18 protein-coding genes are annotated in these 19,260 nt (G+C 68.3%); 5 read left to right on the forward strand and 13 right to left on the reverse strand.

Annotated features, from left to right (window positions below; genetic code table 11):
* Positions 1-38 precede the first annotated feature (38 nt).
* From ftsX to ftsY, 3 genes are read right to left on the reverse strand one after another with little or no spacing between them, the layout of a single operon-like run.
* On the reverse strand, positions 39-1,013 hold the full coding sequence (ftsX, locus tag ACJ7IV_RS13865) for a permease-like cell division protein FtsX (protein ID WP_483864879.1): 975 nt from the start codon (positions 1,011-1,013) through the stop codon (positions 39-41).
* Positions 1,010-1,678: a cell division ATP-binding protein FtsE gene (ftsE, locus tag ACJ7IV_RS13870; RefSeq protein WP_161430024.1), complete on the reverse strand. Its 669-nt coding sequence runs from the start codon at positions 1,676-1,678 to the stop codon at positions 1,010-1,012. The genes ftsX and ftsE overlap by 4 nt, the downstream gene beginning before the upstream one ends.
* A complete protein-coding gene (ftsY, locus tag ACJ7IV_RS13875; RefSeq protein ID WP_483864880.1) occupies positions 1,675-3,126 on the reverse strand; it encodes a signal recognition particle-docking protein FtsY in 1,452 nt (483 codons plus the stop codon). The genes ftsE and ftsY overlap by 4 nt, the downstream gene beginning before the upstream one ends.
* A 90-nt stretch (positions 3,127-3,216) precedes the next feature.
* On the opposite strand from ftsY, the gene rsmD reads away from it, so the two are divergent.
* Together rsmD and ACJ7IV_RS13885 are read left to right on the forward strand one after the other, a co-directional pair.
* Positions 3,217-3,882: a 16S rRNA (guanine(966)-N(2))-methyltransferase RsmD gene (gene rsmD, locus ACJ7IV_RS13880; RefSeq protein WP_483864881.1), complete on the forward strand. Its 666-nt coding sequence runs from the start codon at positions 3,217-3,219 to the stop codon at positions 3,880-3,882.
* Between the two features lie 97 nt (positions 3,883-3,979).
* Complete coding sequence (locus ACJ7IV_RS13885) at positions 3,980-4,174, forward strand: cell division protein ZapB (RefSeq protein WP_161430021.1); 195 nt, start codon at positions 3,980-3,982, stop codon at positions 4,172-4,174.
* A 14-nt stretch (positions 4,175-4,188) separates the two neighbouring features.
* Here ACJ7IV_RS13885 and ACJ7IV_RS13890 read toward each other — a convergent pair whose 3' ends face one another.
* The 4 genes from ACJ7IV_RS13890 to ACJ7IV_RS13905 all read right to left on the reverse strand — a co-directional run bounded on the left by ACJ7IV_RS13890 (position 4,189) and on the right by ACJ7IV_RS13905 (position 7,321).
* A complete protein-coding gene (locus ACJ7IV_RS13890) occupies positions 4,189-4,737 on the reverse strand; it encodes a GNAT family N-acetyltransferase (RefSeq protein WP_483864882.1) in 549 nt (182 codons plus the stop codon).
* Complete coding sequence (locus ACJ7IV_RS13895; protein WP_483864883.1) at positions 4,727-5,548, reverse strand: hypothetical protein; 822 nt, start codon at positions 5,546-5,548, stop codon at positions 4,727-4,729. Before ACJ7IV_RS13895 ends, ACJ7IV_RS13890 begins: the two co-directional genes overlap by 11 nt.
* Positions 5,545-5,853, reverse strand: coding sequence for a BolA family protein (locus ACJ7IV_RS13900; protein ID WP_161430019.1), 309 nt, complete (start codon positions 5,851-5,853; stop codon positions 5,545-5,547). The genes ACJ7IV_RS13895 and ACJ7IV_RS13900 overlap by 4 nt, the downstream gene beginning before the upstream one ends.
* 88 nt (positions 5,854-5,941) lie before the next feature.
* Positions 5,942-7,321 carry an MFS transporter gene (locus ACJ7IV_RS13905; protein WP_483864884.1) on the reverse strand — a complete coding sequence of 460 codons (1,380 nt, stop codon included), beginning with the start codon at positions 7,319-7,321 and terminating at the stop codon, positions 5,942-5,944.
* A gap of 106 nt (positions 7,322-7,427) precedes the next feature.
* On the opposite strand from ACJ7IV_RS13905, the gene ACJ7IV_RS13910 reads away from it, so the two are divergent.
* Positions 7,428-8,222 (forward strand): class I SAM-dependent methyltransferase, encoded by a 795-nt coding sequence (locus ACJ7IV_RS13910; protein WP_483864885.1) that lies wholly within the window; start codon positions 7,428-7,430, stop codon positions 8,220-8,222.
* Positions 8,223-8,265: 43 nt separating this feature from the next.
* On the opposite strand, the gene ACJ7IV_RS13915 is transcribed toward ACJ7IV_RS13910, so the two are convergent.
* The 4 genes from ACJ7IV_RS13915 to ACJ7IV_RS13930 all read right to left on the reverse strand — a co-directional run bounded on the left by ACJ7IV_RS13915 (position 8,266) and on the right by ACJ7IV_RS13930 (position 13,152).
* The gene (locus ACJ7IV_RS13915; protein ID WP_483864886.1) at positions 8,266-8,652 is read right to left on the reverse strand and encodes a hypothetical protein; all 387 of its coding nucleotides are present in this window, start codon (positions 8,650-8,652) and stop codon (positions 8,266-8,268) included.
* A gap of 211 nt (positions 8,653-8,863) precedes the next feature.
* Entirely contained in the window at positions 8,864-10,414 is a 1,551-nt protein-coding gene (gene lysS / locus ACJ7IV_RS13920) for a lysine--tRNA ligase (RefSeq protein WP_483864887.1), read from the reverse strand.
* A gap of 138 nt (positions 10,415-10,552) precedes the next feature.
* A protein-coding gene (gene prfB / locus ACJ7IV_RS13925) for a peptide chain release factor 2 (protein ID WP_483864888.1) occupies positions 10,553-11,651 on the reverse strand; the annotation gives its coding sequence in 2 pieces (ribosomal slippage) (positions 10,553-11,575 and positions 11,577-11,651; 1,098 coding nt in all).
* A gap of 199 nt (positions 11,652-11,850) precedes the next feature.
* The gene (locus ACJ7IV_RS13930) at positions 11,851-13,152 is read right to left on the reverse strand and encodes an OmpP1/FadL family transporter (protein WP_483864889.1); all 1,302 of its coding nucleotides are present in this window, start codon (positions 13,150-13,152) and stop codon (positions 11,851-11,853) included.
* Between the two features lie 301 nt (positions 13,153-13,453).
* On the opposite strand from ACJ7IV_RS13930, the gene ACJ7IV_RS13935 reads away from it, so the two are divergent.
* Both ACJ7IV_RS13935 and ACJ7IV_RS13940 read left to right on the forward strand, forming a co-directional pair.
* On the forward strand, positions 13,454-13,912 hold the full coding sequence (locus ACJ7IV_RS13935) for a MerR family transcriptional regulator (RefSeq protein WP_483864890.1): 459 nt from the start codon (positions 13,454-13,456) through the stop codon (positions 13,910-13,912).
* A complete protein-coding gene (locus ACJ7IV_RS13940; protein WP_483864891.1) occupies positions 13,909-16,689 on the forward strand; it encodes a heavy metal translocating P-type ATPase in 2,781 nt (926 codons plus the stop codon). Before ACJ7IV_RS13935 ends, ACJ7IV_RS13940 begins: the two co-directional genes overlap by 4 nt.
* Positions 16,690-16,773: 84 nt before the next feature.
* Here the strand turns inward: ACJ7IV_RS13940 and ACJ7IV_RS13945 are convergent, their stop codons facing one another.
* Both ACJ7IV_RS13945 and ACJ7IV_RS13950 read right to left on the reverse strand, forming a co-directional pair.
* Positions 16,774-17,391, reverse strand: a complete 618-nt coding sequence (locus ACJ7IV_RS13945) for a YitT family protein (RefSeq protein ID WP_483864892.1) — start codon at positions 17,389-17,391, stop codon at positions 16,774-16,776.
* 10 nt (positions 17,392-17,401) lie between these two features.
* Positions 17,402-19,195 carry a single-stranded-DNA-specific exonuclease RecJ gene (locus ACJ7IV_RS13950; protein WP_483866595.1) on the reverse strand — a complete coding sequence of 598 codons (1,794 nt, stop codon included), beginning with the start codon at positions 19,193-19,195 and terminating at the stop codon, positions 17,402-17,404.
* Positions 19,196-19,260 lie beyond the last annotated feature (65 nt).

The following is a 19,260-nucleotide window of genomic DNA, read 5'->3' on the forward strand; positions in this document are numbered from 1 at the left end:
CCCTATGGTCTCGGAGCCATCGACGCGCTGGTCTTGCCTCAGCGCGGCTTCACCTCGGCGAGGTGGCGACTGACCGCGATCCAGGCACCCAGCCAGCCCAATAGTATACTACAGCCGACCAGGGTGGCGGAACCGCCCACCCCCAGCCGGGGCAGGCTGAAACTGGCGCCGTAGCTGGCCGCAAGCGCCGAGACCGGTGCCGCCAGCCACTCCCCACCCAGGGTCAGCAGCGCCCAGGCCAGCAGGCCGCCGCCCAGGCCATACCAGGCTCCGCTGTAGAGGAAGGGGCGGCGCACGAAGCCATGCGTGGCGCCGATCAGGGTGATCACCTCGATCTCCTTGCGGCGACTCTCCACCGCCAGGCGGATGGTATTGCCCACCACCAGCAGCACTCCCCCACCGAACAGCACCGCCAGCGCCAGCGCCACGCGCTGCCCCAGTTCGGCCAGGCTGCGCAGGCGTTCGATCCAGGCCATGTCCAGGCGCACCTCCTCCACTCCGGACAGCGCCCCCAGCGTCTCGGCCAGCTCCCTCACTGCATCCGGTGCCGGCACCTCGGGGGTCACCACCACGCTGGCCGGCAGCGGGTTGTCATCGAGGCGCGCCAGGGCGTCCGTGAGCCCCAGCGCCTGCTGAAACTCCGCCATGCCCTCGGCGGCGGTGATCAGCCGGGTGCGGGCCACGCCGGGCTGGGCCCCCAGGGCCTCCTCGATGCGTCCCGCCTCGCCATCATCGACCCCCGGGGCGAGGTAGGCGGTGAGGGTCGCGCTCTCGGTGAGCTCGGCGTCGAGCAGCCGTGCGCTGTCCAGGGTCAGCCACAGCGCCGCCGGCAGCACCAGAGCGATGGCGATGGCGAGCATGGTCACCAGGCTGCCGATGGGCGTCCGCAGCAGCCGCCGGGCACTGTCCAGGGCCATGGCCCGATGGTGGCGCAGCCAGCCGCGGAAGCGGCTCGATGAACGCGTGCGGTGCGTGCGAGCGCCGCGAGGGGGCGGAGCGGGAGAACGGCTCATGCGGCCTCCTGGTCACCCACCAGGCGCCCCTCGCGCAGGCGCAGGGTGCGATGGTGGAGTCGGGCGATCAGCGCCAGGTCGTGGCTGGCGATCATCACCGTGGTGCCGATGCGGTTGAAGTCCTCGAACAGCGCCATGATATCGGCGGAGAGCTGGGGGTCGAGGTTGCCGGTGGGCTCGTCGGCCAGCAGCAGGGCCGGCTTGTTGACCACCGCCCGGGCGATCCCGACGCGCTGCTGCTCGCCGCCGGAAAGCTCGATGGGCAACGCCTTCTCGCGGTGCAGCAACCCCACCTTGTCGAGTGCCGCCCGCACCCGGCGCGCCGCCTCGCGGGGCTCGACGCCCTGGATCGCCAGGGGCAGCGCCACGTTGTGGAAGATCGAGCGGTCGTAGAGCAGCTGGTGATCCTGGAAGACCACGCCGATCTGGCGACGATAGAAGGGCACCTGGCTGGGATGGAGCCGGTCGATATCGTGGCCGGCGACCAGGATTCGCCCCCGGGAAGGTCGCTCCAGGCGCATGATCAAGCGCAGCAGTGAGCTCTTGCCGGCACCGGAGTGGCCGGTCAGGAACAGCATCTCGCCACGCCGCACGCGGAAATCGAGGTTGGCGAGGGCATCGAAGCGCCCGCCATAGCGCTTGCCGACGTGCTCGAAGACGATCATCCCTGGGCGTCGTCCCTCTCGCGGTCGAACAGGGCATCGACGAACTCGCCGGCCACGAAGGGCCGCAGGTCGTCCAGGGACTCACCGACCCCGATGAAGCGGATCGGAATACCCAGCTGCTTGGCGAGGGCGAAGATGATGCCGCCCTTGGCGGTGCCGTCGAGCTTGGTCAGCGTGACCCCGGTGATCGGCACCGCCTCGTGGAAGGTGCTGGCCTGGGAGAGGGCGTTCTGACCGGTGCCGGCGTCGAGCACCAGCATCACCTCGTGGGGCGCTGCGGCGTCGAGCTTGCCCATCACCCGATGGACCTTCTTGAGCTCCTCCATCAGGTGCGCCTTGTTGTGCAGGCGCCCGGCGGTATCGGCGATCAGCACATCGACACCGCGGGCCTTGGCGGCTGCCACGGCGTCATAGACCACCGAGGCGCTGTCGGCGCCGGTGTGCTGGGCGATCACCGGTACCTTGTTGCGCTCGCCCCACACCTTGAGCTGCTCCACCGCGGCGGCTCGGAAGGTGTCGCCAGCGGCCAGCATCACGCTGCGTCCCTCGCGCTGGAAGCGCTGGGTCAACTTGCCGATGGTGGTGGTCTTGCCCACGCCGTTGACGCCGACCACCAGGATCACGAAGGGCCCCTCCCCCTTGGGCGGCAGCACCAGGGGATGGCTCACCGGCTCGAGTATGATGGCCAGCTCCTCCTGCAGGGCGCGGTAGAGCGCCTCGCTGTCCTTGAGCTCCTTGCGCGAGACCCGCTCGGTCAGGCGATCGATGATCTCGGTGGTGGCCTCGATGCCCACGTCCGCCATCAGCAGCTGGGTCTCGAGGTCCTCCATCAGGTCATCGTCGATCTGCTTCCTGCCCAGGAACAGGTCCGCCAGGCCATCGGTCAGGTTGGCGCGGGTCTTGCCGAGGCCCGAGCGGATGCGCGCGAACCACCCCTTCTTCTCGCCGGCGACGGGCTTCTCCTGCAACGCGGCGCGGGGCATCTCGGGCTCGGGCTCGGGCTCGGGCTCGGGCTCGGGCTCGGGCTCGGGCTCGGGCTCGGGCTCGGGCTCGGGCTCGGGCTCGGGCTCGGGCTCGGGCTCGGGCTCGGGCTCGGGCTCGGGCTCGGGCTCGGGCTCGGGCTCGGGCTCGGGCTCGACAGCAGCCTGCTGCTCGGGGACATCGGGGGCAACGCCTGCTGCCTGGTCGCCCCCTGCATCAGGTGCCACTTCGACCTCGGGCTCCAGCTGACGCGCCGCAGCGCTGTCCTCCGCGACGCTCTTGTCGAGAGGCTCCTCGGCCGTCTCGGCGTGCGGTGGTTCGGCCCGGCCCTCGGGCTCACCGTCACGCTCCCCCTCGGCGGAGCCTTCACCCTCATCGGCAGGCGGGGCGGTCTCGTCCTGGAGGTCATGCTCCTCCCGGGTCGCCTCTTGCTCCTGCTTCTTCTTGCGCTTGAAAAAACCGAACATGGACAGAATCAGCCTCGCGGATGAACGAATCGCCACATCCTACCATTGCCCACCATGACTGTGGACAAGCCGCCCGTTACAATCCTCGCCATGACTCGACGCCACCCACGCTCACGCCGTTCAGGCAAGCCCGCCACCGCCCGCCAGCACGGCGGCAAGGACACCGGCCACCGGAGCGCCGGCCGCCTGCGCATCATCGGCGGCGACTACCGCCGCCGACTGCTGCCGGTACTCGACAGCCCCGGGCTGCGGCCCACGCCCGACCGGGTCCGCGAGACCCTGTTCAACTGGCTGGCAGCGACCCTGCCCGGCGCCCGGGTTCTGGACCTCTTCGCCGGCACCGGCTCCCTCGGCCTGGAAGCCCTCTCGCGGGGCGCCCGGGAAGCCACCTTCGTGGAGCGCGATGCCCGGGTCGCCGACCAGCTCACCGCGAACCTCGCCACCCTGGGGGCAGCGCCGCGCGGGCGGGTCGTCAACGACGATGCTGCCACCTTCCTGGCCGGCACGCCCTGCCCCGCCAGCCTGGTCTTCCTCGACCCGCCTTTCCGCCAGGGCCTGGCCGAGCCCTGCTGCGCCGCCCTGGAGGCGGGCTGGCTGGCGGACGACGCCTTCATCTACCTGGAGACCGAGACCGGACTCGACCCGCAGGTCCCCGCCGGCTGGCAGCTGCACCGCGAGGTACAGGCCGGCGACAGCCACGGCCGGCTCTACCGCCGTGACACTGCAGTGATGTCGCCGCCCGACGACGCTTGCTGAGCCAGTAGCTCGGCGTTACGCTGCTGGCCTGGACCGCCCGCCACGGGCCCCGGCTCGGCCGCAAGGACCACCCGGAACGACACCTCAGGAGAACAGGATGAGCATCGAACTCTTCAACCGGCTCGAACAGAAGGTCACCAGTGCCGTGGAGGCTCTGGAGCTGCTGAAGATGGAAGCCGAAGAGCTGCGCGAGGAAAACAGCCGCCTGAAGCAGGAGCGCGAGGAGTGGGAGCGCCGCCTGACCGCCGTGCTGGGCAAGCTGGACGAGCTGGATGGCGACAGCCAGGGCTGAGCCGCCGAGCGGACTCACCCCAGCGCCAGCGACATCAGCAGCGCATCTTCCCTGACCGCCCCGGCCTGCCGGGGCGGTGGCGTGTCCGGGGCATGCAACGAGGGCGAGGCACGAGTCGGCAGTGGCGGATAGTAGCCACGACGAATGCCATCCTCGCGAAAGCCCGCCGCACGATAGAGCGCTATGGCCGGAGCATTGCCCGCCCGCACCTCCAGCAGCAGCCGCTCGCTGCCCCAGTCACGGGCCTGGTCGGTCACCACGGTGAGCAGCTGCCGGGCGAGCCCCTGGCCGCGCCGCGTCTTGTCCACCAGGATCGCCTGCAGCTCCGCCTCGAAGGGCAGTCGGGCCACGGCGGCATAGCCCAGCAGTTCATCACCCATCGGGGCATCGCCGGCCAGCAGGCCGTAGACAGCCGTGGCGGGGTCGGCCAGGGCTGTCTTCAACTGCGCCTCGGAGCCGCCCATAGGCCAGCCGTGAGCCGCCTCCAGCGCCGCCACCGCCGGGAGGTCGGCCTGTGTCAGGCGCACCAGTATCGGCTTCTTCCCGCGCTTGCTAGCGTTCATCCGGCACTTCCCCTGCTGCGTCTCGCCACGCCTCGCCCAGCTCCAGCAGCTGCGGCAGCAGCGCGCGCTTGGCATCGGCACTGGCGGAGAGCTCGTTCAGTGACGGCGCCTGCCAGGCTGGCAGGTCGAAGAGCGGGCAGTGCCCCGCCTCGAGCGACAGCACCCGGTCCAGGGTGTCATCCTGGCCGAACATCAGCAGCCGGCGTGGCGCCCAGCCGCGCCGGCTGGCCCCCGCGATGAAGGCCTTCAGGCCCTCGCGGGCCTCCTCCAGCGGCTCATGCACCGGCAGCCCCTCCTGCAGCGGCCAGCGAAAGTCCTGGAAGACCGGCAGCGGCGAGTCGATACCCGCGGCCCGCAGCAGGTTGGCGAGCAGCATCAGCTGGGGACGCCCCGGCGCCTGTTCGCCCAGCAGCACCAGCAGCCAGCGCCCCTCCAGGCAGGCGACCTGGAAGGCGAAGCGTAGCGCCTCTCCCGGCGCCTGCGCGGTAGATCCTGCCGTCTCCTCGGCCCCGCTGTCGGGTTCTGGCGAAGGCGGGATATCCCCCAGCAGGGCCGCGCGCGCCTTGCCAGGTCGCGGCGGGCGCGCGGCACGCTCCTGGGTGGGAACCTCCGGCCGGGGGGCAGCAGGCTGCTCCCGCGCCTCGTCGAGCAGGGCATGCAGACGCTCGCCGTGATCGGCCTCGGGGGCTGCCTCGGGCAGCTCCCAGTCACAGGCCGGGGTGCTGCGTGCGTTGGGCAGCACATAGCGTGACACCCAGGAGGTCAGACCCATCGCCTCCAGATACTGGAGGCGCTGCGGCTCGCTGGTCACCGCCCGCCGCCCTGGCAGTCGGGGGAGTCGGGACGCGCCTGGCCGCTGGCCTCCCACTCCTGCGGCGTGTAGAGGTGCAGGGCCAGGGCATGCACCGGGCCGGCCAGTTCGTCGGCCAGCAGGGAATAGAGCTGCTGGTGACGCTTGACCGGCATCAGCCCCGCGAAGCGCTCGCTGACCAGGGTGACCTTGAAGTGAGTCTCGGAGTTGGGCGGCACGGCGTGCCGATGGCTCTCGTTCTCCACCTGCAGAAAGGCGGGCTCGAGGGCCTTGAGCTTCTCTTCGATGCTTGACTGGATGCTCATGGCGGCTTCCCGAAGTGGTGAAGTGAAGGCCCCATTGTACTCGCTATCGGCGGCGCGAACGATGCGCCTGGGTCGCGCGCGCTCGTCGCTACTCGCGCCGGACGGCGGCAAGCGGGACCCGCAGCAGGCTGAACAGCAAGGCGACCAGGGTGGTCAGCGCGCCCAGCCATAGCGTCGCCTGCACCGCCACGCCGGCGGCCAGGAAGGCACCCACCAGGGCCACCCCCAGCGACTGTCCCACGGTGCGCGAGGTGCTCATGGCCCCGGAGGCATTGGCACTGCGCGCGGCGGGCACGCTGCCGATGAGTTCGCGGTTGTTGGGCGGCTGGAAGAGCCCGAAGCCCAGCCCGCACAGCGCCATGCGCCACAACACCTCGACCACCCCGGCCTCGGCATCGAGCCGGGCCAGCGCGGCCAGGCCGACCATCAGCAGGGTCAGGCCCAGCGAGGCCAGCAGGGTCGGGTTCACCCGGTCTGCCAACCGGCCCGCCAGCGGCCCCACCAGCATGATCGCCAGCGGCCAGGGGGTGAACAGCCAGGCGGTCTCCAGCGGCGAGAAGCCCATCTGCTGCTGGAACAGGAAGGAGAGTGCCACGAAGGCGAGCCCCTGGCCCACGAAGGCGCTGCCCTGGGCGGCCAGCGCCAGGCTGAAGCGTCGCTCGGCAAAGATCGCCAGCGGCAGCAGCGGATGGGTGGCACGCCGCTGGCGACGCAGGAACAGCAGCGCCGCGACCAGGCTGCTGCCCAGCCACGCCACCAGCGCCCAGGCCGGCATGCCATGCCCGAGGCCATCCATGGCAACGAAGAAGCCGCCGAGCATGGCCACCGAGAGCAGCGCCCCCTGCCAGTCGAAGCCGCCGGGACGTGCCGACTCACGGGGCAGCGCCCGCCAGGCCAGTACCACCGCCACCGCGCCCAGCGGCAGATGCAGGGCGAACAGCCAGGGCCAGTCGGCCACCGAGAGCAGCAGCCCGCCGATGGCCGGGCCGGCGGCATAGCCGCCCGCCACCACCATGGCAGAGAGCCCCAGTGCACTGCCCAGCAGCCGCGTGGGAAAGATCTGCCGGTAGATCGAGGGACCGATGGAGAGGGTCGCCGCCGCCCCCAGCCCCTGCAGGGCCCGGAACACCAGCAGCGACTCGAGGCTGGTCGAGAGCGCACTGCCCAGCGCCGCCAGGGCAAAGACCGCGACACCGGCCACGTAGAGGCGACGCCGGCTGAGCAGCTCACTGAGGGCGGCGAATACCAGCAGGAAGGCGGCACAGCTGACCTGGAAGAGGTTGGTGACCCACACCACCCGGGAGGCGGAGACCTCGAGGCTCCTGGCGATGGAGGGCAGCGCGATATTGACCATGGTGGTGTCCACCACCGCCATCAGGGTACCCAGGATCAGCGCCAGCACGGCCAGACGCCGTTCGTGTCCCGGCAGGCCATCGTCGCCGGGGCGGGTCTCGAAGAGTCGGCTCACGGTATTTGCCCTTCCTTGGGGTCCATGTCGAATGAGTTGATGCGCATCACACTCGCCTGGCCGCAGTAGCGCTAGGCTATGGTGATTGCCGGAAAGGGAGCCCGCCATGCTCAGCGACATCGACTTCGCCGCCCGCTATCGCCAACACCTTGACGCCTCGGGGCGCCAGCCCAAGCCGGTCAGCGCCTGGGATGCCCGTGCCGCCGAGCTGGGCGCCAAGCCGCTGGGCGGCAGCTACGCGAACGCCTTCGTGTCCCGGCTGGATCTCAGCGACTGCCACACCCTGCTCGACGTGGGCTGCGGCCCGGGAACCATCGGCTTGTTGCTGTGGGACCGGATGGAGCATGTCTACGGACTCGACCACAGCCCGGCGATGCTCGATCAGCTGGCGCGCCGCGCCGATGAGCTCGGCGCCGACAACGTGACCTCGATCCGTCGCGCCTGGGAGGAGCCCTGGCACGATGTGCCCCGCTGCGACATCGTGGTCGCCTCGAGGGCCGGCCTGGTCGATGACCTCGACGACGCCCTGGCCAAGCTCAACACCCACGCCAGGCGGCGCGTCTACATGACCCAGCTGGCCGGGGGCCACTTCCTCGATCCCGAGATCGACGCCCTGCTGGAGCGTCCCGGCATTGGCCTGCCCGACCATATCTACGCACTCAACCTGCTCCACGCGCGTGGTATATACGCCACCCTGGACTACATCGAGACTCCCAGCCGGCTGGCCGGCGCGGAAAGTGCCGATGCGTTCGTGCAGCGGGCCACCCGAATACTGGGTGAGCTGAGCAACGAGGAGGCCTCACGGCTGGCGGCATGGTATGCGCGGGACCCAGAGCGCGGCCGCCGGGGAGGCGCCCCGATGCGCTGGGCGATGCTGGGCTGGGAGAGCCCCGGCAGCTGAATGCTCATCGCGCGGGCTACCGGGACGCGAGGGCCGTTCAGGGTCAGTCCTGATCGGTCTCCAGCAGCAGGCTGTCATCGATCTCGGAGATCTCCAGTGCCGCCTCGTTGTCGAGGTCGATGGCCAGATAGCTGTGCTCGAGCTGCAGGAAGCGCTGGAACAGCGACCAGTTGATGGTCTCGGGCCACTGCCGCTCGTCCTCTTCCCAGGCACGCAGCTCGGTCTCGAGAATCTCGAGATAGCGCTCGCGCACGAAGCCCTGCAGGGCCTCCGGGGTGTCCATCTCGGGAATCAGGTAGACGGTGCTCTCGCGCTCGACGTCGGCCAGCGTCAGGTCGTCGTCGCCGAGGGTGGGCTCGAGCCCGTTGATCCAGTCCACGAAGTGCTGGGTCGGGCGGACGCTCAGGGCAGAGCGATTGAGCAGTTTCATGGTGGTCTCCTCGACGTCGAAACGACAGCCATTATGGGCGCTGTCTGCAGTGTTTACCAATGCTTCCCACCATGAAGGCACTGCCCGGGGCTGATCCGGCGGAAGGCCTGCAAGGAGGCGCTGTAAACCCTTCCCTGGGCGCTACCGACGCCATCCATGGCGTAGGACCTCCTCTTCGGCCTTCCCCCGGTGCCCCTCGCACCATCACCTGTCAATCGACTTCGGGCCGCATGGCCGGGAACAGCAGCACGTCGCGGATCGAGGCGCTGTCGGTGAGCAGCATCACCAGGCGGTCGATGCCGATGCCCTCGCCGGCCGTAGGTGGCAGGCCATACTCGAGCGCGCGCACATAGTCGGCATCGTAGTACATCGCCTCGTCGTCGCCGGCCTCCTTCTCCGCCACCTGTTCGCGGAAGCGCTCGGCCTGATCCTCGGCATCGTTGAGCTCCGAGAAGCCGTTGGCGATCTCGCGGCCGCCAACGAAGAACTCGAAGCGCTCGGTGACGAAGGGGTTGGCGTCCTTGCGGCGCGCCAGCGGGCTGACCTCGGTGGGGTACTCGGTGATGAAGGTGGGCTGCTGCAGGCGATGCTCCACGGTCTTCTCGAAGATCTCGATCTGGATCTTGCCCAGGCCCCAGCCATCCTTGACGTCGATATCCAGACGCTCGGCGATCTGACGCGCCGCGGCCTCATCGGCCAGCGCATCGGCGTGAATCTCGGGGTTGTACTCGAGAATCGAGTCAAACACGGTCAGGCGGCGCAGCGGCTGGCCGAAGTCGTACTCGAAGTGCTCCAGCACCTCACCGTCGCGGTTGCGCACGGTGTTGACCACGGTGGTGGTGCCCAGCACCTCGCGAGTCAGGGTGCGCAGCATCTCCTCGGTGAGGTCCATCAGGTCATGGTAGTCCGCGTAGGCCTGATAGAACTCGATCATGGTGAACTCGGGGTTGTGACGCGTGGAGAGCCCCTCGTTGCGGAAGTTGCGGTTGATCTCGAAGACCTTCTCGAAGCCGCCCACCACCAGGCGCTTGAGATAGAGCTCCGGTGCGATGCGCAGGTACATGTCCTGGTCCAGCGCATTGTGGTGGGTGACGAAGGGGCGCGCCGTGGCGCCGCCGGGAATCGCCTGCAGCATGGGGGTCTCCACCTCCATGAAGCCGCGCGCCTCGAAGAAGCGGCGCATGGCGCTGATCACCCCGGCACGGGTCTCGAACACCTGACGCGAGTCGGGGTTCATGATCAGGTCCACGTAGCGCTGGCGGTAGCGCGCCTCCATGTCGGTGAGGCCGTGGAACTTGTCGGGCAGCGGACGCAGGCTCTTGGTGAGCAGCACCGCCTCCTCCATCATCACGTAGAGGTCGCCCTTGCCCGACTTGTGCACCGGGCCACGCCCCGCGACGATATCGCCGATATCCCAGCCCTTGATCTCCTCGAGGGTCTCGGCAGGCAGCCCCTTCTTGTCGACATAGAGCTGGATCTGGCCGCTGACGTCCTGGATGACGATGAAGGGGCCACGCTTGCGCATGATGCGCCCGGCCACGCCTGCCTGGTGGTTCAACGCCTCGAGTTCGGCCTTGTCCTTGTCGCCCAGGGCTGCGTTGAGCTCGGCGGCATGGCTGTCACGACGGAAGTGGTTGGGGAAGGCGCTCTCGCCTTGCGCGGCGGCCCGCTCGCGGCGCGCCGCCAGCTTCGCGCGACGCTCGGCGATCAGGCGGTTCTCGTCGTTCTGGGGGCTGTCCGGGGTGGGGCTCTCGTTGGCCATTTCGCTACCTGTTGGAAATCTTTGATAAAGAAACTGGGACACGCCTGCTGCTATAGCCGCGCGAGCCTGGTGGGAGGGCGGCTGTGCCGGGCGAAAGGAGGCCGCAGGCCTCCCCGTTTCGCGGTTCCAGACGGGTGGCTACAGACCTTGCTTGAGGCTGGCGACAATAAACTGGTCTAAATCACCATCCAGCACCTTGTCGCAGTTGCTGGTCTGCACGCCGGTGCGCAGGTCCTTGATACGCTGGTCATCCAGCACGTAGGAGCGGATCTGGCTGCCCCAGCCGATGTCCGACTTGGAGTCCTCGGCCTCCTGCTTGGCGGCGTTGCGCTTCTCCATCTCGTGCTCCCACAGCCTCGCCTTCAGCTGCTTCATGGCGAAGTCGCGGTTGGCGTGCTGGCTGCGCTGGCTCTGGCAGGCCACCACGATACCGGTGGGCTCGTGGGTGATACGCACCGCCGAGTCGGTGGTGTTGACGTGCTGGCCGCCGGCACCGCTGGAGCGATAGGTGTCGACCCGCAGGTCCGAGGGATTGATCTCCACCTCGAAGCTGTCGTCGATCTCCGGAGACAGGAACACCGAGGCGAACGACGTATGGCGGCGGCCACCGGAGTCGAAGGGGCTCTTGCGCACCAGGCGGTGCACGCCGGTCTCGGTGCGCAGCCAGCCGAAGGCGTGGTCACCCTGGATATGCAGGGAGGCCGACTTGATGCCCGCCACCTCGCCGGCGGAGAGCTCGGTGATCTCCGCCTTGAAGCCGTGGTGCTCGGCCCAGCGCAGGTACATGCGCAGCAGCATGTTGGCCCAGTCCTGGGCCTCGGTGCCGCCGGAGCCCGCCTGGATGTCGAGGTAGGCGTTGTTCTCGTCCATCTCGCCGGAGAACATGCGCCGGAACTCGAGCTTCTCGAGGCTGGCCTTCATGCCCTCGAGCTCCTTCTCCACCTCGGCGACGGTGCCCTCGTCCTCCTCCATCTCGGCCAGCTCCAGCAGGTCGCGGCTATCGCCGAGGCCCTGGTCCAGTTCGTCGATGGTGGCGACGATAAGCTCCAGGGAGGCCCGCTCCTTGCCCAGCTTCTGGGCATAGTCCGGATCATTCCAGACGTTGGGATCCTCGAGCTCGCGGGTGACTTCCTCTAGCCGATCCTTCTTCTCGGCATAGTCAAAGATACCCCCTCAGGACATCTGTCCGCTCAGACAGGTCCTTGATGAGGTTGTGAATCGGGTTGGTTTCCAGCATGGGGCGTCTCGCCTGAATCTGCGGTGGACGTACGGCCGCCGCGGCACCGGCGAGAGGCCGGCGCCGCGGCGGCACGGAAAAGACGTCTATTGTAGCGAAAGCCGCGCCGAGTCGCATCCACTCGCCGCGCCCTCCCGGCCCCTAACGCAGGGAACCCGGCCGCAGCCGGGTTCCATGGATACGCCGTGCTGGCTGACGATTAGAAGCGGTAGGTCAGCTGGGCGCCGAAGCCGTGGGCCTCGTTCTTGTAGTCGGTCCTGAACTGCCCTCGAAGGTCGGTCGGGTCGCCCTGCTCAACGAAGGTGCCGCGCTCGGAGAGGTAGGAGTAGGCCAGGTCGACCGTCATGTTGTCGACGGGTGTCCACCCAGCCCCGACGGAAAAGATCCGGCGGTCATCGGAGGGAATACGAACACTACGATCAATGTCATTGGTCGGCGTATTGTCAATCGACAGACCAGCACGCAGGGCCCATTGCGGGTTCAGCTGATACTCACCCCCAACGGCAAATGCCCAGGCATTTGAGTAGTTCTGCGGCTCATTCGTGATCTCACCCAGATTCTCGCCCTCGACAAGGATCTGGTCGAACCGGCTCCAACGCGCCCAGGAGGCACCAAACATCAGCTTGAGGCGATCCGTCATTTCCTGGGTAACGGAGAAGTTGACGGTTTCAGGCGTCGTCAGATCCAGGCTTGCGCTATCCTGGAGCGGAACCATGACAGGCCCCATGGGAGTCTCTACCGGCCGGCTTGCAACCGAACCATCAGGGCCTGTTGCCTTGAAGTCACCTTCAAGGGTGTACTCAACTTTTGAGCGATAGGTAAGGCCAAGTGTCGTTTCCGGAATCGGCTGATAGATGATACCGAGGTTATATCCCCAGGCTTCATCATCGCCTTCCACTCGCGAGTCCAGCTCAACGCCCGGAGCGGCAGGAGCATTACGGTATAACTTGCCATCCACACGATTGTAAGAGACACCAGCACCTACCGACCATTGATCATTGAAGCGATAGGAGACCGTCGGCTGTGCACTCATAACCTTTACCTCGGTCAGGGTGCCAAATGTACGGCCCGCAAAGCTGTCCTCGTAGTCGGTCTTGGAACCGAAAGGTGCATAGACCCCAAAGCCAAATGCCAGCTGTTCATTTACCGGGTGAGCATAGAAGGCATATGGCACCAAGGTACCGGGCACCATATCCCCTTGCGCCGTCGTTCCGCCCGTGCCGGGCACCGTTGCTGTGTAGGTCGTATTGTCGAGGTCAGTACTGACATCCAGGTAGGTACCACCTACCGATACCTGAGCCCGGTCCAGGAACGACATCCCTGCCGGGTTGCCGAAGACGATGGTGGCATCGTTGACGTTGGAGCTGCGCCCGGCGTGGCCATAACCCTGGCCACTGACACTCTGCTCGTTGATCTGGTAGCCGCCGGCCTGGGCCTGGCTGGCGAAGGCGGCAGCCGCCACGGCGGCGGCGAGGGTCAGGCGGTTGAACTTGTTCTTCATGGATCCATCCCTTGCGGTGCTGTTATGACGTTGGCGCCGGCGTAGCCTCTCGCGGAGGCTGGCGCGTGCCCCTCCCTTTTCGCGTATGCCAACGAGCGTTTCAACCCCAAACGAGCGTTTTAATGCTGAAAACGCTAATACTTTGGTCGCACGGCCGTTTGAAGCCATGAACTTTCATGGAGTTACCTCTCGCCTGCCCCGTAACGAATCGGCACATTCCGACAGTCCGTGAATGCCTTGACCTTTGGGTAACACAAGGGTTTTACACTACAGGCATGCCAATCCCGAGAGAGGCGATCCCATGAAGGTCAGTGAACTGGCAAGGGGTGCCGGCGTCACCGCCGAGACTGTCCGCCACTATGTGCGGGAGGGTCTTCTGCACCCCGAGCGCCATCCCGACAACGGCTACCAGCTGTTCACCCAGGACGACCTGGAGCGGCTGCGCTTTATCCAGCGCGCCCGCACCCTGGGCTTCGGCGTCGCCGAGATCCGCGAGATTCTCGACCACGCCGACCACGGCGACTCGCCCTGCCCCATGGTTCGCGACCTGCTGGCCAGCCGGCTGCCGCAGATCCGCGAGCGGATCTCCGAGCTGCAGGCCCTGGCCGAGCGCATGGAGCGGGCGCTGGACGCCTGGGCCGAGATGCCTGACGGCACCCCGGACGGCCACAGCCTGTGCCGCCTGATCGAGAGCTTCCCCGAGCCGCTCCACACCGACACCGCCCCCTCTTCACAACAGCCCCACAAGGAGACGCCATGAACGCCACCCTCGAACGCCGCGTTCCCGGCATGAACTGCCAGGGTTGCGTGAAGCGCATGCGCGAGGCGATCCAGGCCGAGGACCCGCAGGCCGAGGTCATGGGTGCTCCGGACGACAAGCGTCTCACCGTCACCTCCACCCTCGACGACGCGCGGCTCGACCGCACGCTGCAGAACGCCGGCTACCCCCCGGCGGATCGCCCGCTGCGTCGCGAGCGCCAGGTGCCCGGCATGAACTGCCAGGGCTGCGTGAAGCGCATGCGCGAGGCGATCCAGGCCGAGGATGCCGACGCCGAGGTGGTTGGCGAGCCGGCGGAGAAACACCTCACCGTGACCACCCGGCTGGATGACGAGACGCTGGACCGCCTGCTGGACGAGGCCGGCTATCCGCCGGGAGAGGAGCAGCAGGCCGCCATGGATGACGAACGGGAGGAAGCCGTTCCCGACACCGAGGCCCCGAGCGAGGCACCCCGGGAATCGCCCACCTGTGAGCGCGCCACCACCCGGCGCCTCTCCATCGGCGGCATGACCTGTGCCAGCTGCGTGAAGAGCGTCCAGCAGGCGCTGGAGCGCACCCCGGGCGTGGTCTCCGCCACGGTCAACTTCGGTACCCACACCGCCCAGGTGCAGGGCAACGCCGACGAGGAGGCCCTGATCGAGGCCGTGGAGGCGGTGGGCTATGGCGCCGAGCCGATCCACGACCTGCGCCAGGCCGAGGCGGCCCGCGCCGATCGCGATGCGCGGGAGTATCGTCGCCGCCTCAAGGGCAGCTTCTGGTCGCTGGCCCTGGCCATCCCGCTGATGGTCGGCATGTTCGTCTACCACCCCCATCCGGAAGGCGCGGGCCGGCTCTTCTGGCTGGTCATCGGGGCGCTGACACTCGCGGTGATGGCCTTCCCCGGGCGGCACTTCTTCGTCAACGCCTGGAAGAACTTCCGCCACCACCAGGCAAACATGGACACCCTGATCGCCATGGGCACCGGCACCGCCTGGGCCTACTCCATGGCGGTGGTGGCCTTCGCTCCCTGGCTGCCCGAGATGGCCCGCGGCATCTACTTCGAGGCCTCGTCGATGATCATCGGCCTGGTGCTGCTGGGCAACGCCCTGGAGCTGCGAGCCCGGGGCCGCACCAGCGACGCCTTGAAGCGCCTGCTCGACCTGCAGAGCCGCACGGCCCGGGTGATCCGCGACGGCGAGGAGCGCGAGGTCGAGATCGACGAGGTGCGCGAGGGGGACCATATCCGCGTGCGTCCCGGCGAGCGCCTGCCGGTGGATGGCGAGGTGACCGAGGGGCAGAGCCATATCGACGAATCGATGCTTACCGGCGAACCCCTGCCGGTGACCAAGGGCGAGGGTGACGAGGTGAGCGCGGGGACCGTCAACGGCAAGGGCTCGCTGGTCTACCGAGCCACCCGGGTCGGTGCCGATACCCGCCTGGGCCGCATCACCGAGCAGGTGGCCAGCGCCCAGAACTCGCGGCCGCCCATCGGGGCACTGGCCGACAAGGTCTCGAGCATCTTCGTGCCCTCGGTGATGATCATCGCCGTGCTCACCGCGCTGGTCTGGTACAACCTCGGCCCCGAGCCACGGGTGCTGCACATGCTGGTGACCGCCACTACGGTGCTGATCATCGCCTGCCCCTGCGCCCTGGGCCTGGCCACACCGATCTCCACCATGATCGGGGTGGGCAAGGCCGCCGAGCACGGCGTGCTGGTGAGAAGCGGCGACGCCCTGCAGACCGCCAGCAAGCTCACCACCCTGGTGGTAGACAAGACTGGCACCCTGACCGAGGGCAAGCCGCGAGTCACCGAGACCCACTTTTTTTCTGCCCCAGGCTTCGAGGGCGACAAGCAGGAGCGGCTCGGCCTGGTGGCAGCCCTGGAGCGTGGCTCCGAGCACCCGCTGGCTGCGGCCCTGATGGCTCACGCCGAGGAGGCCGACGCCGAGCCCGCCGATATCCGGCATTTCGACAGCGTCACCGGCGGCGGCGTGAAGGCAGAGACCGCCGACGGCAAGGCGCTGTTGCTGGGCAACGCCCGTCTGCTCGAGGAGGCCGGCGTCGACCTGGCCAGCGGCAGGGAGAAGGCCGGCGAACTGGAGGAGAAGGCGCGCACCGTGGTCTACCTGGCCGTGGATGGTACACTTTCCGCGCTGTTCGGCATCAGCGATCCGCTGCGTCACGACACCGTGGCGGCGGTGAAGCGCCTGCAGGCCGACGGCCTCAAGGTGGTGATGCTGACCGGCGACAACGAGCACACCGCCTCCGCCATCGCCCGGGAGGTGGGCATCGACGACTTCCGCGCCGGCCTGCTGCCCGAGGACAAGCACGCCGAGATCGAGCGCCTGCAGGGCGAGGGTGAGGTGGTGGGCATGGTCGGCGACGGCATCAACGACGCCCCGGCGCTGGCCCGGGCCGACGTCGGCTTCGCCATCGGCCAGGGCACCGACGTGGCCATCGAGAGTGCCGGCATCACCCTGGTGCGCGGCTCGCTGCACGGCGTCGCCGCGGCCATCGAGATCAGCCGCGCCACACTGACCAACATCAAGCAGAACCTGGTGGGCGCCTTCGGCTACAACACCCTGGGCATTCCCATCGCCGCGGGGGTGCTCTTCCCCATCACCGGCACCCTGCTGTCGCCGATGATCGCCGGGGCGGCGATGTCGCTCTCCTCGATCACCGTGGTCAGCAACGCCAACCGCCTGCGCCTGTTCCGCCCCTCCGGCGAGGCCGGGGGCAACGAAGAGGACGACAACCAGCACGAGGAGGCCAAGCGATGAGCTGGATCATCAATCTGGCAGGACTCGCCCTGATCGGCCTGATCGCCTGGTGGTTCTGGGGCAAGCGCTGAGCCGGGTGCCGGCTCAGCTCACCCCCATGTAGCGCCCGGGCTTGTGGTTCAGCGCGATGATCAGGTTGAGGGCCACCGCACCGAGCACCGAGAGCCCCACCCGGTCGACCGGCAGCAGCGCCAGGCCGACCAGCATGATGGCACCGTCGATGGCCAGCTGCACATAGCCGGCACGCAGCCCGAAGCGGTCCTGGAGGTAGAGCACCAGGATATTCACTCCGCCGAGGCTGGCGCGGTGGCGAAACAGGATCAGCATGCCAATGCCGATCAGGCAGCCACCCATCAGTGCACCGTAGAGCGGCGCCACGGTGGCGATGTCGATCCAGCGACCGGTGAGCTCGGAGAACAGCGACACCAGGCCGATGGCGGCGAAGGTACGCAGCGTGAACGACCACCCCATGCGCTTGATGGCCAGCCAGTAGAACGGCAGGTTGATCAGGAAGAACCAGGCGCCGAAGGGCCAGCCGCTGGCGTACTGCAGCAGGAAGGCCATGCCGGCGGTGCTGCCGGTGAGCAGCGTGGCCTGGGTGTAGAGGGTCACGCCCAGCGCCACGAACAGCGTGCCGACCAGCATCGCCATGGCGTCCTCCCGGAGGGAGTGGGGGTCCTTGGGCAGCTCCTGCGGATCCATGCCTGACTCCTTATATGACTTCGGCGTGCTCGACCATCAGCTGCAGGTTCTCCCTGCCCCGCCAGCGGTTGCGGTTGAGCTTGTAGGCGCAGCGCAGCCGGTCGCCCACGCCGAAGGCGGGCACCTCGCCCGGGGTCACCGCCCGGAACCAGATCGCCCGGTGGATGACCCTGCCCAGCGAGAGCTCCAGCATCAGGTGGTTGCCATCGGCGCCCACCGGACGCAGCCGCTCGACGATGAACTCGCCCTGGAACAGCGGCGGATCGAACTCGCGCCCATAGGGGCCCAGCGCCTGAAGTTCGTCCAGGGTCGCAAGGCTCAGCTGTTCGGGGGTCAGGTCGCCATCGGTGAGGATCCGCGGATAGAGCGCCGCCCCGCCCAGCTGCTCGGCCACCGCCTGAAGGAAGGCAGCCTTGAAGGCATCCAGCTGCTCGACGGGCACGCCGACGCCGGCCGCCCCGCGGTGGCCGCCGAAGCGTGGCAGCGCCTCGGGCTCCAGCTCGAAGGTGCGCTGCAGGGCGTCACGCAGGTGGAGCCCCTCGATGGAGCGCCCCGAGCCGGTCAGCATGCCCGGTGCCGCGGCGGGGGTCAGTACCAGCGCAGGGCGTCCGTAAGCCTGCACCAGCCGTGAGGCGACGATACCCTGCACGCCGGCGTGGCCGCTCTCGAGATAGACCACGATGGCCGGCTCGTCGGCGGTCAACGCCGGCAGTGCCAGTGCCCGCGCCTCCTCGGCCATGTCGGCCTCGATCGCCTTGCGCGACTGGTTGTCCTGATCCAGCGTCTCCAGATGCCGTGACGCCGTGGCGTCATCGGCTGCCAGCATGAAGTGCAGCGCCGCATAGGGGTCATCGAGCCGCGAGCGGGCGTTGATGCGCGGCCCCATCTGGAAACCCAGGGTCTCGGCGTCGAAGGGTACGCTGTCGGCCCCCAACCGCTGGGCCATGGCGCGCCAGCAGGCGGCCTCCATGCGGTTGATCAGGGTCAGGCCGTGGGTCACCACCGCCCGGTTGGCGGGGCTGCCACCCAGCGAGACGCAGTCCGCCACCGTGCCCAGTGCCACGTAGGAGAGCCAGGGCGAGAGCTTGGGTGTCTCCCGACCCAGCACGCCCCACTCGATCAGCACCGAGCGGGTCAGCGACATCGTAAGCCAGGCCACCATGCAACCAGCGATGGTCGGGTCGGGGTAGTCGCAGTCATCGCGGGTGGGGTTGACCACCGCATGGGCGGATGGCGGCGGCCCCTCCACCGGCAGGGCGTGGTGGTCGCTGACCACCACCTCGATGCCCTCCGCGACCAGCCGCGCGATACGCGGCTCGTCGGAGCTCCCGCAGTCGGCTGTGATCACCAGGCTGGGCCGCGGCTTGAGGGCCAGGGTACGCTCCACCAGCGGCAGGCTGATGCCGTAGCCGTCGTGGATGCGGTGGCCGATCAGGCTGTGCAGCTTCGCCTCGGGCACGCCGAACAGCTCGTGCAGGGTGCGCCGGATGACCACATGGGAAGTGATACCGTCGACGTCGTAGTCGGTGAGGATGCCGATATGCTCGCCGTCGACCACAGCCTGGGCGATGCGCTCGGCGGCGCGACGCCCGTCGGCGAGCCGCTCGGGGTGGGCCAGATGACGCAGGCTGGGCGAGACCAGCGGAGCGAGCTCGCCCTGATAGCCCGCCAGGCGCCCGGCCAATACCCGGGCCTGGAGCTCGGAGAGCCCCTCGCGCTGGGCGCGAGCATAGAGGGCAGCATCCCGGGGCCGCGGCAGGATGCGTGGCCTCAGGCGCTCGCTGAGATCGATAGGGTCCGTCACTGCGTCCAAGCCAGGCTCCTCTGGTTCAAGTCTATGACCGCATGCAAGAGAGGGGCACCGCAATA

It is taken from the genome of Halomonas sp. C10-5 (genome assembly GCF_057169305.1).